We start from the raw sequence: 16,335 nt of genomic DNA, 5'->3' as shown, positions 1-16,335 counted from the left end.
AGGAGTCGCAGGTGGATCAGGAGTCCTCGGCGTTCACGGTCGGTCGTTCGGTCAGCCGGGACAGCACGACCTCGGCCTGCCGGAGCACCGGACCGTCGATCATCTGGCCGTCGAGGCTGAAGACGCCGCCGTTGTGTTCCGCGGAACCGTCGATGACCCTGCGCGCCCACGCGATCGACTCCTCGGACGGTTGGTAGCCCGCGCGGATGTGCTCGACCTGCGACGGGTGGATGCACGCGGTCGCGGTGTAGCCGAGGGCCACCGCGTCCCGCACCTCGTCGATCAGGCCGTCGACGTCGCCGATGTCGAGATGCACCGAGTCCACGGCGAACTTGCCGTGCGCGGCGGCCGCGATGCGGACCATCGACCGTACCCAGGCGGCGACGTCGCGGTACTCGCCGGCCCGCGGCTCGTCGGGGCCGAATCGGCTCGACGTCCCGCCGAGTCCGGCGACCAGGTCCTCGGCGCCCCACATGAGTCCGATGCAGGTCGAGGTGGCGGCGATGTCGTTGGCGCGGGTGGCACCGAGCGGTGTCTCGATCAGCGCGATCGTCTGGAATGCGGTGTCCAGGATCGACGCCACGTCCTCCGACTTGGCCTGCATGACGACGCGGTAGTTCGTCTCGGAGACCGCGGCGAGGTCGCGACGGTAGTCGCCGGTGCCGGCCGGGTTGATCCGCACGATCGTGCGGTCGGGGTCGATCGGGTTGGCGATCAACGCCTCCCGGGCCACCGCGCGATTCGCCGGCGACACCGCGTCCTCGAGGTCGAGGATGACGACGTCGGCGCGATCGAGAGCCTTCTGGTAGCGCTCCGGCCGGTCGGCCGGGCAGAACAGCAGGGCCGGCCCGGCGGGTAGCCAGGCGTTGGCCAGCTGGGAATCACCCAGATTCGCTCCGCTCACGAGCGAGTTGTCGGCGGGTCCGTCGAAGAACATCTTCGTCACTCCGTAGGTTGCTTGCGCACCAACGTGGCCCGCGCGGCTCGCGCGACGACCTCGCCGTGCTGATTGCGTCCGATGTGGGTCAAGTTCACCACGCCCTCCCCCGGCCTCGACCGGGATTCGCGTTTACCGGTGCACAGGGTCTCGGCGTACAACGTGTCACCGGCGAACAGCGGCGCGGGGAACGCGACCTCGGAGAATCCGAGGTTGGCCACCAGTGTGCCCTGTGTCAGCTGGCTGACCGACAGGCCCACGATCGTGGACAGCGTGAACATCGAGTTGATCAGGCGCTGTCCACCGAAGCCGGCTTGCTGCGCCGACCAGGCGGCGTCGAGGTGCAGGGCCTGGGTGTTCATGGTGAGCGTGGTGAACAGCACGTTGTCGGCCTCGGTCACGGTGCGGCCCGGCCGGTGTTCGTAGAGTGTGCCCTCGGTGAACTCCTCGAACCAGAGTCCGCGCTGGACGACGCGGTTCACGGGTGTCTGGTCGGTCTCGCTCATGCGAATCCCAATTCTCGGGCGATGAGCATCAGCTGCACCTCGGTGGTGCCTTCGCCGATCTCGAGGATCTTGGAGTCGCGGTAGTGGCGCGCGACCGGGTAGTCGTTCATGAATCCGTAGCCGCCGTGGATCTGGGTGGCGACGCGCGCGTTGTCCATCGCCGCCTCGCTGGCCACCAGCTTCGCGATCGACGCCTCCTTCTTGAAGGGCTTGCCTGCCAGCATCTTCGCCGCCGCGTCGTAGTAGGCGGTCCGCGCGACGTGCGCCCGCGCCTCCATCCGGGCGATGGCGAAGGACACCGACTGGTACTCCCCGATCGGCTTGCCGAACGACTGACGCTCCTTGGCGTACTTGACGCTTTCGTCGACGCAACCCTGTGCGGCACCGGTGGCGAGGGCGGCGATCGCGATGCGTCCCTCGTCGAGGATCGACAGGAAGTTGGCGTAGCCGCGCCCGCGTTCGCCGAGCAGGTTCTCCTTGGGCACCCGCACGTCGGTGAACGTGAGCGGATGGGTGTCCGAGGCGTTCCAGCCGACCTTGTTGTAGGCCGGTTCGGCGGTGAATCCGGGCGTTCCCGACGGCACGATGATCGTCGAGATCTCCTTCTTGCCGTTCTCCTTGACCCCGGTCACCGCGGTGACCGTCACCAGCGAGGTGATGTCGGTGCCCGAATTGGTGATGAACTGCTTGCCGCCGTTGATGATCCATGAGTCACCGTCGTCGCGGGCGGTGGTCGCGGTGGCACCGGCGTCGGAGCCCGCACCCGGTTCGGTCAGGCCGAAACCGGCGAGTGCCGTGCCGGCGGTGAGGTCGGGCAGGTACTGCTGCTTCTGCTCCTCGGTGCCGAAACGATAGATCGGCATCGCACCCAGGCTCACCCCGGCCTCGAGGGTGATGGCCACGGACTGGTCGACCTTGCCGAGTTCTTCCAGCGCGAGGGCCAGCGCGAAGTAGTCACCGCCCATGCCCCCGTACTCCTCGGGGAACGGCAGCCCGAAGAGCCCCATCTTGCCCATCTGGGCGATGACCTCATACGGGAAGGTGTGGTCGGCATCGTGTTTCGCGGCCACCGGCGCCACCACGGTCTGCGCGAAGTCGCGCACCGTCTCGATGAGGTCGGTGTACTCCTGCGTGAGTTCCATGAGAGTCCTATTCGCTCTTGTCACTTTGGTGTTCGGTTGGTTCCGAGCCCTTCGAGGCTCGTCGCTTGCGGAGGGCCGTCACCCCTTCGCTCCCTGAGGAGGCCCGGAGCCTGCGGAGGGCCGTCACGAAGGGGCGGTGGCATCGACGGGTTCTTTCGGATCGGCCACCGAAGCCGGCGTGACCACGGCGAGGATCTGTCCGGCATCCACTTTGTCACCCACCGACACCGTGATGTCGACGGTCCCGTCGACCGGCGCGGTCAGGGCGTGTTCCATCTTCATCGCCTCGACGACCACGACGGATGCGCCGCTGCTCACCTCGTCGCCGGAGGTGACACCCACGGCGACGACGGTGCCCGGCATCGGGCTGACGATCTCGCCGGCCCGTTCGTCGGCGGCCTCGTCGAGGAGCGGGCGGGCCAGGTCGAGGACCCACGCGCCGGACGGGCCCGACACCCACCAGGATTCGCCGATCAGCGTCGACGACCACGATTGACTGATCCCGTCGACGATGAGCCGGTCGGAGTTCGGGCCGTCACCTGGCCGCGCGGGCAGGTAGACGACGTCGGCGGACCACGACGCGTCGCCTTCGACACCCTCCGCGGTGACCGTGGCTGTTCCCGAAACAGAGTGCGCGTCAGCACGTTCAACGCGGATCGAGACGGTGGAGTGATGTCCGCCGCTCACGAGTCTGGTCACCACCGGCGCGGGTTCGCCGACGCGCCACCCGACGGACGAGGACCAGACGTCACCGCGGTCCCGGGTGCCGATGCGGGCGAGGCCGACGAGGACCTGCGCCTCCGGAGAAGGTTGCGGCACTGCGTAATCGGTGACGAGACGATCGAGGAGCTCGGTGTCGAGTTCGGCGTCGACGACGGCCTGCTGACGCAGGACGAAGCGGCAGAAGTCGATGTTGGTGACGACACCGAGGACGCGAGTGTGCGCCAGTGCCTGGTCCAGTCGTTCGAGAGCCTCCTCACGATCGCTGCCGTGCGCGATGATCTTGGCGAGCATCGGATCGTAGTCGCTGCCGACGCGCAGACCCGCCAGCATCGCGGAGTCGACGCGGACGCCGCTTCCCGGCGACGTGTCGGGATGGACGAGATGTTCGATGGTGCCGCCGGTCGGCAGGAAGCCGCGCGCGGGATCCTCGGCGTACACGCGGGCCTCGATGGCGTGGCCGGTGAGCTCGATGTCGTCCTGGGCCAGGCCGAGCACCTCACCGCGGGCGACGCGAATCTGCTGCTCAACCAGGTCGATTCCGGTGACGAGTTCGGTGACCGGGTGCTCGACCTGCAGCCGGGTGTTCATCTCCATGAAGAAGAACTCGTCCGGCTTGTGCGCCGAGACGATGAACTCGACGGTGCCGGCGCCGGTGTAGCCGACGCTGCGCGCGGCGTCGCAGGCGGCCTCGCCGATCCGGGCGCGGGTCTCGGCGTCGAGCAGCGCCGACGGCGCCTCCTCGATGACCTTCTGGTGACGGCGCTGCAGGGAGCACTCACGTTCGCCGAGATGGATCACGTTGCCGTGGGTGTCGGCGAGGACCTGCACCTCGATGTGGCGCGGGGTGTCCACGAAGTGTTCGAGGAACAGGGCGTCGTCGCCGAACGCGGCGCCCGCCTCGCGTCGTGCGCGCTGGAGTGCCGCGGGCAGTTCGGCGGGGTCGGCGACGCGGTGCATCCCCTTGCCGCCACCCCCGGCGCTCGGCTTGATGAGGACGGGGAAGCCGATGTCGGGGGCCGCGGCGATGAGGTCGGCGTCGGTGAGACCGGGACGCGAGAGTCCCGGAACCACCGGTACGTCGCGCTCGGTGACAGCGGCGCGTGCGGTGATCTTGTCGCCCATCGTGGCGATGGCCTCGGCCGGCGGGCCGATGAAGACGATGCCCGCGTCCGCGAGCGCGGCAGCGAATTTCTGGTTCTCCGAGAGGAATCCGTAGCCGGGATGGACGGCGTCGGCTCCGGTCTTGCGTGCGGCGTCGACGACGGCTTCGATGTCGAGGTAGCTCTGTGAGGCGGCGGCCGGTCCGATCCGGACGGCGACATCGGCCTCACGGACGTGGCGTGCTTGCGCATCCGCGTCGGAGTAGACGGCGATACTTCGGATTCCCAGGCGGCGCAGCGTGTCGATCACCCGGCAGGCGATCTCACCACGGTTCGCCACCAGGACGCTGCGAATGGGTCTGGTGCTCACGGTCTCGGGTCCTCTGCGGGTCGTGGTCGAACTCGGCGATTGCATCTCGGTCTCGGGTCTCACATCCGGAAGACGCCGTAGCGCGGGTCGGCCAGTGGCGCGTACCGCGCCGTCTCGAGCGCGAGCCCGAGCAGCGTGCGGGTCTGGGCGGGGTCGACGATGCCGTCGTCCCAGAGTCGGGCCGTCGAATAGTAGGCGTCGGACTGGCGTTCGAACTGTTCCCGGATGGGCGCCTTGAAGGCCTCTTCGTCCGCCGCCGGCCAGGTGTCCCCGGATCGCTCGATCTGGTTGCGGCGCACCGTGCCCAGCGTGTCGGCGGCCTGCGGCCCACCCATTACGGAAATACGTGCGTTGGGCCACATCCACAGGAACCTCGGCGAGTAGGCCCGGCCGCACATCGAGTAGTTGCCGGCACCGAACGAGCCGCCGACCATGACGGTGAACTTCGGGACACGCGCGCAGGCGACCGCGTTGACCATCTTGGCCCCGTTCTTGGCGATGCCGCCCTCCTCGTAGGCCTTGCCGACCATGAACCCGGTGATGTTCTGGAGGAAGATCAACGGGATTCGACGCTGATCGCACAGCTCGATGAAATGCGCTCCCTTGAGGGCGGATTCGCTGAAGAGTACGCCGTTGTTGGCGATGATGCCCACCGGGTGACCGTGGATGTGGGCGAAGGCGGTGACGAGGGTCGTGCCGTAGTTCGCCTTGAACTCGGTGTATTCACCGGCGTCACAGATGATCTCGATGACCTCGCGCACGTCGTACGGCGTGCGCGAATCGGTGGGCACGACGTCGTAGATGTCGGTCTGCGGACGGAGCGGCTCCCGCGCCGGGATGGTCTCCCACTGCGGCGCCTCACGCGGACCGAGGGTGGCGACGATCTCGCGGACCTTAGCGAGCGCCTGCTGGTCGTTGTCGACGAGGTGGTCGGTGACGCCGGAGACCGAGGAGTGCATCGCGCCGCCGCCGAGGTCCTCGGCCGAGACGTCTTCGCCGGTGGCGGCTTTCACCAGCGGCGGTCCGGCGAGGAAGATGGTGCCCTGATTGCGGACGATGACCGTCTCGTCGCTCATGGCCGGAACGTAGGCGCCGCCGGCGGTCGAGGAACCGAGGACCGCGGCGATCTGCGGGATGCCCGCGGCGCTCATGGTGGCCTGGTTGTAGAAGATGCGACCGAAGTGATCGCGATCCGGGAAGACCTCGTCCTGCTGCAGCAGCATCGCGCCGCCGGAGTCGACGAGGTAGATGCAGGGCAACCGGTTGGCCGCGGCGATCTCCTGCGCGCGCAGGTGCTTCTTCACCGTGACCGGGTAGTAGGTGCCGCCCGACACGGTGGCGTCATTGGCGACGATCATGCATTCCCGGCCGGCCACCCGGCCGACGCCGGCGATGACACCCGCGGCCGGAGCCTTGTCGTCGTACATCCCGAACGCGGCGAGGGGAGCCACCTCGATGAACGGCGAACCGACGTCGAGCAGCCCGTCGACTCGGTCGCGCGGCAGCAGCTTGCCGCGGGCGACGTGGCGTTCGCGCGCCTTGGCCCCGCCGCCGGCGGACACCGTCGTCAGACGCTGGTTGAGCAGGTCGAGATTCTGCTGGTGCGCGGCCCGGAAGCCGTCGAGCGTGCTGGTCACCATCGACCCTTCAGTTAGTAGGGATTAACTGAACGGAATCGTACGCCATGGAGTGGTCCGTGTCACGCCCGCCTCCCCGTCGGCTGAGCCGGTACCGAGCGAAGCGAGGCACCGCGTCGAAGCCCCCCCAACCGCCACCCCCGCCGGCTGAGCCGGTACCGAGCGAAGCGAGGCACCGCGTCGAAGCCCCCCAACCGCCACCCCCGCCGGCTGAGCCGGTACCGAGCGGAGCGAGGCACCGCGTCGAAGCCCCCCCAACCGCCACCCCCGCCGGCTGAGCCGGTACCGAGCGGAGCGAGGCACCGCGTCGAAGCCCCCGCACCGTGGCCCCATTCAACGTGACGCGCGTCACGTCATCTCGTACTGTGGTGGCAGGCCCACCACCCCCGGGCCGCCACAACCGATGCGTCGATCCCCGGCACGACCGGACCGGCCACCGCACATAGAAGGCCAGGTAACCCCATGACCCTCGCAGACGACCGCGCACGCTTCCAGCACGTGCCGACCCCACAGACCGGCTTGTCGGCAACACGCTCGTCCGAGCCCTTTCCTGACGAGTTCTCGCTCGACGACCGCTATACCCGTGAGTCGGGCACGATCTACCTCTCCGGCATTCAGGCCCTGGTCCGCATGGTCCGCGACCGCGCTCGCGTCGACCGCCGCCAGAACCTGACCACCGCGTCGTTCATCTCCGGCTACGAGGGCTCTCCCCTCGCCGGTTACGACCTCGAACTCGCTCGTCGCCGCGACCTCCTCGCGCCCTACGACATCGTCCACCGCCCCGGCCTGAACGAGGAGATCGCCGCGACCTCGGTGATGGGTTCGCAGGTGGCCGCCCAGGTTGCCGAGCTGAGCGCTGCTCCCGACGGTATGTCCCGCGACGGCGTCGTCGGCTACTGGTACGGGAAGGCCCCCGGCCTCGACCGCGCCACCGACGCGATCCGGCACGCCAATCTGGTCGGCACGCACCCGTCCGGCGGTGCGGTGGCCCTGGTCGGCGACGATCCGGGTGCCAAGTCCTCGACGGTGCCGTGCGCGTCGGAGATGGCCCTGGCCGACCTCTACATCCCGATCCTCTACCCCGCCGACTCGCAGGACATCCTCGACCTCGGAGTGCACGCGGCGATCATGAGTCGCGTCAGCGGACTGTGGACCTCGCTGAAGATCTCGGCCCACGTCGCCGACGGCTCGTCGACCGCCCACGTGGATCCCGATCGGATCATCCCCACCTATGGAGATCTCGGGCGTAGCCCGCATGTCCCGAGCGGCCGGCTTCTCGGTACCAACCTGATGGAACTCGAGCAGAATCAGCTCACCACCCGCATCCCCCGCGCGCAGGAGTACGCGCGGCTCAACGGGATCAACCAGATCGTGGTGTCCACACCCGACGACCGGATCGGCATCGTCGCCGCGGGCAAGACCTACCTCGACCTTCGAGAAGCCCTGCGCCTCATGCACATCAGCGACGACGACCTGCGTCGTCTCGGCATCCGCCTCCTCAAGCTCGGGATGGTCTATCCGATCGAGCGGGACATCTTGAACCGCTTCATGTTCGACACCGCCAGAGGCGATCTCGACGAGGTCATCGTCATCGAGGAGAAGCGCGACTTCATCGAGACGATGATGCGCGACATCCTGTTCCGTCACCCGCGTGCACCCCGCATCGTCGGCAAGGTCCACGAGGACGGTTCGACGCTGTTCTCCCGGTTCGGCGAACTCGACGTCGACGCCGTGACCCGCGGTCTCGCCGACCGTCTCGCACGGCATCACGTCGACGCCGCGCAGGCGTGGATCGAGCAGCGGTCGCGGCGTCGCACAAGGATCGAACTACCCCTTGCGGTCCGCACGCCGTACTTCTGTTCCGGGTGCCCGCACAACAGCTCGACCAAGGTCTCCGAGGACACCCTCGTCGGCGCCGGGATCGGTTGTCACGCCATGGTTCTGCTGATGGACCCGCGCCAGGTCGGCGATGTCGCCGGCATCACGCAGATGGGCGGCGAAGGCGCGCAGTGGATCGGTATGGCGCCGTTCGTGTCGGCCGACCACTTCGTGCAGAACGTCGGTGATGGCACCTTCATGCACTCGGGTTCGCTGGCGCTGCGGGCAGCAGTCGCCTCCGGCGAGAACATCACCTACAAACTGCTCTACAACGGCACGGTCGCGATGACCGGCGGCCAGGACCCGGTCGGGGCGATGGACCTCCCGCGGTTGACGTCCCTCCTGCTCGACGAGGGCGTCCACCGGATCGTCGTGACCTCCGACGACCCGAAACGCACTCGCGCACTGGGCCTTCCGAGAGACGTGGAGGTCCGTCATCGTGACGAGTTGGGCGAGGTGCAGACCGAACTCGCCGGCGTACCCGGTGTGACCGTCCTCGTCCACGACCAGCACTGCGCCGCGGAGAAGCGCCGTAAGCGCAAGCGCGGCACCATGCCCACCCCCACCACGCGCGTGATGATCAACGAGCGGATCTGTGAGGGGTGCGGCGACTGCGGTGAGAAGTCGAACTGCCTGTCCGTGCATCCGGTGCACACCGAGTTCGGACGCAAGACGCAGATCGACCAGAGTTCATGCAACCTCGACTATTCGTGCCTGAAGGGCGACTGCCCCTCCTTCGTCACCGTCACGCCGGGCGCGACGCGGACGCGGGCGCACGCCACCGACATCCCCGACGCGCTGCTGCCGGAACCGTCCCTCCCGGCGGTGCGCGACACCTTCTCCCTGCGGATCACCGGCATCGGCGGCACCGGCGTGGTGACGGTGTCTCAGGTGCTGGCAACGGCTGCGGTGCTCGACGGTCACGCCGCCCGCACCGTCGACATGACGGGCCTGGCGCAGAAGGGCGGCGCCGTCGTCAGCGACATCAAGGTCGCGCCGTACGACGTCGAACAGGCGGCGAAGGTGGCCACCGACGACTGCGACCTCTACCTCGTCTGCGACCCGCTGGTCGGAACCGACCCGGTCAACCTGAAGGTCGCAGCCCCCGAGAAGACCGTCGCCGTGGTGTCCACGACGCAGGTGCCCACCGGGCTCATGGTCATCGACACCTCGGTGGGCTTCCCCGCCGAGACCGCGATCCATTCGGCGATCGACGCTCACGTGACACGCGGCCTCTACCTGGATTCCGGGGCATTGTCGACGGCCCTTTTCGGTGACGAGCAGTTCGCCAACTTGGTCATGGTGGGAGCCGCGTACCAGGCCGGGGCGCTGGCGATCTCGGCCTCGTCGATCGAGCGTGCGATCGAGCTGAACGGGGTCGCGGTCGATGCCAACGTGCAGGCATTCCGACGGGGGCGTCAGGCAGTTGCCGACGCGGACGCGGTGTCGGCGACCATCGCCTCGCTGCATGGTGCCGCGACCGCGGAACCCGAACCGTCCGAGCACGCGATGGGCGTCGTCCGTGCAGGCGGTTTCGGCGACGAGCAGGCACGCACCGTCGCCCTCCGCTACGACGAGCTGACGGCCTACGCCGACGAGCGTTACGCACGTGAGTATCTCGGCGTCGTCGAGCGGGTGCGCCGGGGTGTGGGCAGTGACGAGTTGACCGACACCGTCGCGCGCAACCTGTACAAGCTGATGGCGTACAAGGACGAGTACGAGGTGGCACGGCTGACGCAGGACCCCGCGTTCGCGGCGAAGGTGGCCGAGGAGTTCGGTGACGATGCAGAGGTCGCCGTTCGCCTGCATCCGCCGACACTGCGCCGGATGGGCATGCGCGAGAAGATGGCCCTCGGCGGCTGGGCGAACCGGCCGCTGAAGTCCCTCGCGTCGATGAAGCGACTTCGCGGGACGGCACTCGACCCGTTCGGCCGCAACGAGATCCGCCGCACCGAACGTGCGCTGATCGTCGAGTACCGCGAGATGGTCGACGCACTGCTGGCCGCGATGGCGAGTGGGAAGGTCGGTGAGTCGCAGCTGCCGACCGTCGTCGAACTCGCCGGGTTGCCGGACATGGTGCGCGGCTACGAGAGCGTGAAGATGCGCAACGTCGAGAAGTACCGGGCAGAGGTCAGCCGGCTGCGTCAGGCCCTGGGCGTCTGACAGGCCGCCAGACCCGGCGTCCTGGAAACCGCCCCTGACAACCGCCCCCGAAAACCACCCGCTCCCGAAATGCGCCCCGGAGAACAACCCCTCAGCGGCTACCCGACGACGTATCGTCGTCGGTGGGGCGCTGGAGGGCGGATCACGGGGGCGTATTTCGGGCCGGGGGGATTCCCGGGGCGGATCTCAGGGGCACCGTCGCAGGACGGCGACGACGGTCTGCCCGTCGTCGCCGGGGACGGCGTCGAGTGCGAATGCGCTGGAGTGCCCGTCGCGAACAGCGACGGCGTCGAACTGTGCGACGTTCATCTCGACGAGCAGCACTCCGTCGTCGGACAGCCACGTCTGCGCATCGGCGATCAGCGCCTCGATGTGATCGAGGCCGTCCACCCCTCCGGTGAGGGCACGTCGGGGCTCGTGGTCGCGCGCTTCCGGGGCGAGCAGATCGAAGGCGTGCTCGGGAACGTACGGCGGGACGGCAGCGATCACCTCGACGCGGCCGCGAAGCGACGCGGGTATCGCGTCGAAGCCGATCCCGTGATGGATCTGCGCGCGATCGGGCAGGTTTCGGCGGGCATGGACGAGCGCGTCGGCGGCGATGTCAGCGGCGTGCACCTGCGCGCCGTCGACCGTCGCGGCCACGGCCGAGGCGATCGGTGCCACCCCGCAGAACGCCTCGAGGACAACTGGTTCTCGTCGTTGCGCCGCAGCCGTGACGGCTTCTCGCGCCAACAACAGCGACCGCTGTCGCGGCACGAACACACCCGGTCCGACGCTGAGCCGGAGACCTCCGAACTGCACCCAGCCGAGCAGGTGTTCGAGAGGTTCACCCGCGATCCGGCGTCTGAGCAGATCGTCGAGTTCGGCTGCGAGGGCGTGTCGACGGAGCAACTCGGCCTCGTCCTCGGCGAATACGCAGCCGGCACGACGAAGTGCAATCACCAGCGGGTCGTCGACGAGACCCGCCGGTTGCACATGTCCGTCAGGAAGGTGTGGAGTCATCCTTCTTGAGACCGTACAAGAACGACGCGGTCATCAGGAGCGCCACCTGCAGGAATCCGAAGATCAGACCCGCGATGGCGCCGGCGCCGAGGTCGAGGAACGGCGGCATGATCAGGGCGGACGCGAAGAGTGCCAGCCAACCGGCGAGCGCGATCACGGCGAGGAACGGCAGCGCCTTCCGGTATCTCGGAACCAACACGAGCGTCGTCGCGACCCCGACCACCCCGAGCAGGATGAAGAACTTGCCCGGGTTCAGCACGATCTCGTAGGAGAAGAAGGCCGGGATGCCGCCCCGTCCTTCCTCGAAGTCGCGACCCCACCGGTCGAGTTCCTGCTCGGCTCCCGCCGACACCGAGACCCAGCTGACGAAACCCATGAAGTAGGTGACGACGCCGGCGACCGCCGCCGCCAGCGCGAAGATCACCGACAGATCAGGACGAGGGCCCATCCGCTGAGGACCCATTCCGGGTGCGGGACCCCAGCCGCCGGTCGGGTACTGGTTCTGCGGTCCCGGAGGACCCCACTGCTGTCCGGGAACCCCACCGGTGGGCGGACCGCCCTGAAACTGCGCGGTCTCACCCGGGTTGCCGGGGAAACCGCCGGACGGCGGAGGACCCTGTGGGGCCGGCGACCACTGACCGCCCTGTTGCTGGTTGGGATCGCCTGGATTCACCGCACACTCCTCGTCCTTCATCCCCTGACGGCCGCGCCTCATCATCGTGACCTGCGGCAAGGGTAAGCCGACCCGCATCCCGGTGCACCAGCGCCGACGAGATTCATTTGACCGGTCGCCACGCGGCACCAGCCCGTCGCGCGAGGCCGGCGGTCACCGATCGGGGGGCCGTGTTCACACTGTGGAGTTGTCAAGGAACGGATGCGGTCCCGGCTGATCGCCGGGTGCCTCTGCTGGTTGAGTAGGTGAGGAGCTTGCGACGAGCCGTATCGAAACCCTGCTGCGCGAAAGTCTCTGTGTGTCAGGCGGCGTCGTCGAGTCGCATGGTGCGTCGGTTGTAGGCGGGTAGTGCCTGACGTCGGGGGTCGATGTCAGCCGGTGGGATCAGCCAGGGTGGCGGTCGAAGCCCATCATGATGTCCCAGCCGTTGTGGTGGATCTGGGTGTGGCAGCGTCGGCAGAGCAGGCAGCCGTTGTCGAGGTCGGTATCACCGTCGTCGGACCAGTGTTGGATGTGATGCACCTGGGTGTGTGATGGCGGCGCACCGCATTTGATGCAGTTCTCGTCGCGGACGATGATCGCCTTACGCAGGTGGGCGGGGAACAGTCGTCGTTCGCGGCCCATGGCCAGGGGCACGGTCTCGCCGTCGATGATGATCTCGGTCAGAGTTCCGTCGCACGACAGTCGTTTCGCGGTCGCCTGGGTTGTCGACCCGGTCCAGGGCAGGAACGCGGGATTGCTGCCGTCGGCGGGAATGGTGAGCAGTGTCTGGGTTCTGGGTGATCCAGCAGGGTCTCGAGGGCGTCGGAACGACGCTGGCCTGGCGATCGTCGGTCCTCGCTGCCGTCGGGTTCGGGTCGCGGGGTGGAGCGTTCGTCGATCATGGCGATGAACTTCTCACCCACGGCCTGGGTCACGTTGGCGTGGATCTCGACGCGACTGTCGTCAGTCAGGTGGTGCGACAGGGTGTCCGAGGCTCGGTCGTCGCAGGCGGGGATGCCGCCCTTCTCGTCGGCGATAGTGTTGCCGATCGTTTGCGCGTGTTTTTGGATCTCCGCAGGTGTGGCACCGGACAGGGCTTGGGTGAGGAGTTCGGTTTCGTAGTCGGCACGATCGCCCTCGGAAACCGTTGCGGGTGAGCGCTTCTCGATAGCGATTATTCCACGCACGATGGCGTCGACAGCTTCACCCGACAGGCGGATCTACATCGCCCGTTCCCGCGCGACCGCTTCCCTCCCGCCTGTCAGATCCAATAGGCGGGAAGGAAACAGTCGCTGCGAGAAGGAAACGGCTACGCGGGAACGGTCAGCGTCGCAGTTCCGACTTGGCGATCGTGCGGAGATGCACCTCGTCGGGACCGTCGAAGATGCGCATCGCGCGGTGCCATCCGTACATCGCGGCCAGTGGCACGTCGTCGCTGACACCCGCGCCACCGTGGACCTGGATCGCACGGTCGATGACCTCGAGCGCCACCCGCGGCACCGACACCTTGGCTGCCGAGACATACGGTGCGGCAGCCTTGTTTCCGAGTTCGTCGATCGTCTTGGCGGCCAGCTGGCACAGCAGGCGCGCCTGGTCGATCGCGATGCGCGACTCGGCGATCTGCTGTTGGACGACACCCTGCTCGGCCAACGGCTTACCGAAGGCGACGCGCCCCTTCGACCGCTGGACCAGGTGGTGCAGGGCTCGTTCGGCGGCGCCCAGCGCGCGCATGCAGTGGTGGATGCGACCCGGCCCGAGTCGCGTCTGCGCCATGGCGAATCCGGCGCCTTCCTCACCGAGCAGGTACTCGACGGGGACACGGACGTTCTCGTACACGACCTCGACGTGGCCGTGCTGGTCGTGACGACCGAACACCGGCACGTCGCGCACCACGGTGACTCCCGGGGTGTCGATCGGGACCAGCACCATCGACTGCTGCCGATGGGTTGCGGCCTCGGGATCGGTCTTACCCATCACGATGAGCAGCTTGCAGCGCGGGTCGGCCGCGCCACTCGTCCACCACTTCCGGCCGTTGATGACGTAGGAGTCGCCGTCGCGGTCGATGCTGGTCTCGATGTTCGTCGCGTCGGAACTCGCGACGTCCTTCTCGGTCATCGAGAACGCCGACCGGATCGTGCCGTCGAGGAGCGGCTCGAGCCACGTCTTCTTCTGCTCGTCGGTGCCGAACAGGTGCAGCAACTCCATGTTGCCGGTGTCGGGCGCCTGACCGTTGATCGCCTCGGGAGCCAGATGCAGACTCCAGCCGGTGATCTCCGCCAGACCGGCGTAGTCGAGCTGGCTGATCCCGGATTCCGACGGCAGGAACAGATTCCACAGCCCACGCGCCCGCGCCTTCTGCTTCAGCTCTTCGACGACCGCCGGGACGTCGTGGTCGTCGGGGCCGGCGACACCACGCTCGTGTTCATAGCGCTCCTCCGCCGGGAAGACGTCGGAGTGCATGAACGCGATGAGTTCATCCCGCAGTTCGAGCGCCCTCGCCGACGGCCGGAGGTCGAGGGTCTCGGACGGAGTGCGGACGGTCAGATCCGGACGAATCACTGTGACACCGTCCGGAGTTCGCGACGCAGCAGCTTGCCGGTGGCCGTCTTGGGGATGTCGGCCATCACCACGACCTCACGCGGGTACTTGTACGCCGCCATCCGCGTCTTGCAGTGATCGATCAGCTCCTCCGGCGTGGCGTCGGTGCCGGGTCGCAGACTCACGAACGCCTTCACGGTCTCGCCGCGGTACGAGTCCGGCACACCGATGACGGCCGCCTCCCGAACCGACGGGTGCTCGTACAGAACGTCTTCGACCTCGCGAGGCCACACCTTGAAACCGCTGGTGTTGATCTGGTCCTTCTTGCGGTCGACGATGTAGAACCAGCCCTCGGCGTCCATGTATCCGACGTCGCCGGTGTGCAGTGTGCCGTTCGGGATGCCCTTGGCGGTGGCCTCCGGCTTGTTCCAGTAGCCCGCGACCACCTGCGGTCCGGCCGTGACCAGCTCGCCGACCTCGCCGGCGGGCAGGTCGTTGCCCTGCTCGTCGATGATCCGGACGATCGTGTCGTAGACGGGAACTCCCACCGAGGTGGCGCCGGTCTCCTCGTCGGCCGGGGCCGTGACCCCGAACGGAACCGCATGCGACGGCGAGGTGGTTTCGGTCAGGCCGTACACGTTGTGGATGTAGTGCCCGAACCGCTGCTGGAACTCGGCGATCGTGCTCGGCGGGATCGGCGCCCCGCCGGAGTAGATCTTCGACAGGCTCGCGAGCGACGCCGGGTCGACGTCCGGCACGTTCATCAGCGCGATGAACACCGTGATCGAGCCGACCGTGAAGGTCGCCTTCTCCCGCGCGATCGTCGCGATGGTGTCCGCCGGGTCCATCCGGTACATCAGCACCAGCGGCGCACCGGTCAGCTCGGCGAGTGCGATGTGCGCGATGAGACCGGTGATGTGGAAGAGCGGTGCCACACCGAGGATCACGTCATCGGCATCGACGCCGACCCAGTCGCGGTAGGTCTGCGCGTTGAAGACGACGTTGCGATGAGTGGTCATCGCGCCCTTGGGCGGCCCGGTGGTTCCCGACGTGTAGGTCAGGAACGCAACGCTGTCGCCGGTCAGGTCGGGCTTCGGCGGCCGCTGACCGCGGTACTTCGCCAGCATCGCCGCCAGGTCCACCGTATCGGGGCACTCGATCTTCTCAACCCCGGCCAGGGTTCCGCTGTTCGCGCTCTGGTACTCCAGCTCCGAGGTCGTGATCACGGTCCGCACCGCGGTCTCGTTGTCGCGCAATGCTTCCTGCGCGACGTCGCGGTACAGCTGCTGCATCGCGACCAGCACGGTCGCACCGGAATCGACGAGGATCTCGGCGAGTTCACGACTGCGGTACATCGGGTTGGCCGAAACGGCGATACCGCCGGCCTTCCAGATGCCGAGTTGCGCGATGACGAACTGCGGGATGTTCTGGGCATAGACCACTGCACGGTCGCCCGGAGTGAACCCGAGATCCAGGATGCCGACGGCGAACGCGTCGGTGAGCTCGTCGAGCTCACCGGCCGTGATCGATCCGTCGAAGTAGCGGATCAGGCCGGCTTCCGGGTTGCGCGCGACCGTGGCCGCGAACATGTCCAGCGCGGTGTCGAATTCGATGGTCCGCGGCGCGAGATCCTGCTCGCGGTAGTGGCGCAGCCACACCTTCTCGTCGTAGACACTCATGTCTG

10 protein-coding genes and 1 pseudogene are annotated in these 16,335 nt (G+C 67.8%); 1 reads left to right on the top strand and 10 read right to left on the bottom strand.

Translation table 11 applies throughout. The annotated features are described in order from the left end of the window. Positions 1 to 16: 16 nt before the first annotated feature. The 5 genes from GOAMI_RS08975 to GOAMI_RS08955 form a co-directional block, all read right to left on the bottom strand. Positions 17 to 937, bottom strand: a complete 921-nt coding sequence (locus tag GOAMI_RS08975) for an HpcH/HpaI aldolase/citrate lyase family protein (protein ID WP_006436159.1) — start codon at positions 935 to 937, stop codon at positions 17 to 19. Positions 938 to 942: 5 nt separating this feature from the next. Beyond that, the gene (locus GOAMI_RS08970) at positions 943 to 1,443 is read right to left on the bottom strand and encodes a MaoC family dehydratase (protein WP_006436158.1); all 501 of its coding nucleotides are present in this window, start codon (positions 1,441 to 1,443) and stop codon (positions 943 to 945) included. Then, positions 1,440 to 2,585, bottom strand: coding sequence for an acyl-CoA dehydrogenase family protein (locus GOAMI_RS08965; protein WP_006436157.1), 1,146 nt, complete (start codon positions 2,583 to 2,585; stop codon positions 1,440 to 1,442). The genes GOAMI_RS08970 and GOAMI_RS08965 overlap by 4 nt, the downstream gene beginning before the upstream one ends. Before the next feature lie 123 nt (positions 2,586 to 2,708). Then, positions 2,709 to 4,778 (bottom strand): acetyl/propionyl/methylcrotonyl-CoA carboxylase subunit alpha, encoded by a 2,070-nt coding sequence (locus tag GOAMI_RS08960; RefSeq protein WP_006436156.1) that lies wholly within the window; start codon positions 4,776 to 4,778, stop codon positions 2,709 to 2,711. A gap of 59 nt (positions 4,779 to 4,837) precedes the next feature. Beyond that, positions 4,838 to 6,418, bottom strand: coding sequence for a carboxyl transferase domain-containing protein (locus GOAMI_RS08955; protein WP_006436155.1), 1,581 nt, complete (start codon positions 6,416 to 6,418; stop codon positions 4,838 to 4,840). 459 nt (positions 6,419 to 6,877) lie between these two features. Between GOAMI_RS08955 and GOAMI_RS08950 the strand changes: the two genes are divergently transcribed. Continuing rightward, entirely contained in the window at positions 6,878 to 10,456 is a 3,579-nt protein-coding gene (locus GOAMI_RS08950; protein ID WP_006436154.1) for an indolepyruvate ferredoxin oxidoreductase family protein, read from the top strand. Positions 10,457 to 10,642: 186 nt separating this feature from the next. Here GOAMI_RS08950 and GOAMI_RS08945 read toward each other — a convergent pair whose 3' ends face one another. The 5 genes and pseudogenes from GOAMI_RS08945 to GOAMI_RS08925 all read right to left on the bottom strand — a co-directional run bounded on the left by GOAMI_RS08945 (position 10,643) and on the right by GOAMI_RS08925 (position 16,330). Further along, positions 10,643 to 11,458, bottom strand: a complete 816-nt coding sequence (locus GOAMI_RS08945) for a N5-glutamine methyltransferase family protein (RefSeq protein ID WP_051349674.1) — start codon at positions 11,456 to 11,458, stop codon at positions 10,643 to 10,645. After that, positions 11,439 to 12,131: a DUF5336 domain-containing protein gene (locus GOAMI_RS08940; protein ID WP_006436152.1), complete on the bottom strand. Its 693-nt coding sequence runs from the start codon at positions 12,129 to 12,131 to the stop codon at positions 11,439 to 11,441. Before GOAMI_RS08940 ends, GOAMI_RS08945 begins: the two co-directional genes overlap by 20 nt. A gap of 301 nt (positions 12,132 to 12,432) precedes the next feature. Then, positions 12,433 to 13,330: pseudogene (locus tag GOAMI_RS23435) on the bottom strand (HNH endonuclease); the annotation flags it as partial. A 106-nt stretch (positions 13,331 to 13,436) separates the two neighbouring features. Then, positions 13,437 to 14,672 carry an acyl-CoA dehydrogenase family protein gene (locus GOAMI_RS08930; protein ID WP_006436149.1) on the bottom strand — a complete coding sequence of 412 codons (1,236 nt, stop codon included), beginning with the start codon at positions 14,670 to 14,672 and terminating at the stop codon, positions 13,437 to 13,439. After that, the gene (locus GOAMI_RS08925) at positions 14,669 to 16,330 is read right to left on the bottom strand and encodes a class I adenylate-forming enzyme family protein (RefSeq protein WP_006436148.1); all 1,662 of its coding nucleotides are present in this window, start codon (positions 16,328 to 16,330) and stop codon (positions 14,669 to 14,671) included. The genes GOAMI_RS08930 and GOAMI_RS08925 overlap by 4 nt, the downstream gene beginning before the upstream one ends. Positions 16,331 to 16,335 lie beyond the last annotated feature (5 nt).

It is taken from the genome of Gordonia amicalis NBRC 100051 = JCM 11271, from assembly GCF_000332995.1.
GTDB lineage: Bacteria > Actinomycetota > Actinomycetes > Mycobacteriales > Mycobacteriaceae > Gordonia > Gordonia amicalis.
Note: the sequence above shows the minus strand (reverse complement) of the source record. Positions and strands in the feature narration are given on the sequence as shown.

What these genes read in the sequence shown, in the direction of transcription:
- GOAMI_RS08975 (WP_006436159.1), bottom strand. Translation starts at nt 937, where the DNA reads ATGTTCTTCGACGGACCCGCCGACAACTCGCTCGTGAGCGGAGCGAAT.
- GOAMI_RS08970 (WP_006436158.1), bottom strand. Translation starts at nt 1,443, where the DNA reads ATGAGCGAGACCGACCAGACACCCGTGAACCGCGTCGTCCAGCGCGGA.
- GOAMI_RS08965 (WP_006436157.1), bottom strand. Translation starts at nt 2,585, where the DNA reads ATGGAACTCACGCAGGAGTACACCGACCTCATCGAGACGGTGCGCGAC.
- GOAMI_RS08955 (WP_006436155.1), bottom strand. Translation starts at nt 6,418, where the DNA reads ATGGTGACCAGCACGCTCGACGGCTTCCGGGCCGCGCACCAGCAGAAT.
- GOAMI_RS08950 (WP_006436154.1), top strand. Translation starts at nt 6,878, where the DNA reads ATGACCCTCGCAGACGACCGCGCACGCTTCCAGCACGTGCCGACCCCA.
- GOAMI_RS08945 (WP_051349674.1), bottom strand. Translation starts at nt 11,458, where the DNA reads ATGACTCCACACCTTCCTGACGGACATGTGCAACCGGCGGGTCTCGTC.
- GOAMI_RS08925 (WP_006436148.1), bottom strand. Translation starts at nt 16,330, where the DNA reads ATGAGTGTCTACGACGAGAAGGTGTGGCTGCGCCACTACCGCGAGCAG.